Consider the following 426-nt stretch of genomic DNA (forward strand, 5'->3'; position numbering starts at 1 on the left):
GTAGCCACTACCTATTCTCCCGGAGTGGAAAATTCACGGGGAGGAATGATCTTTAAAAGAGAAAAAGGAGAGAACACCTTATGGAATTTGATCACCACCATTCCCAATGTCTACAGAACCGAGATCGAAGCATCTCCATTAAATGCAGAGAAATTTTATATTCTTTCTGAAGGCCTTTCTGAAGAGGCCGAAATGTGGATCACCACAGATGCTTTTAGCTCGATTATTCCACTAAATGAACCCAATGATGCAGATCTTGATATTCCTGCAGACGATTTCGCCCGCGACCAGGCTTTTTATAATCTCATGATCGAGGCAGACCCTACTAATGATAATATTGTTTATGCCGGTGGGATCGACCTTTTTCGTTCTACAAACAGTGGACAGAGTTGGGAGCAGATCTCAAAATGGTCGAATAATGACAAT

General features: G+C 42.0%; 1 pseudogene. It reads left to right on the plus strand.

The window, feature by feature from the left end:
- A pseudogene (locus HC175_RS19165) lies at positions 1-426 on the plus strand (T9SS type A sorting domain-containing protein); the annotation flags it as partial.

The organism is Salinimicrobium oceani, from assembly GCF_012037645.1.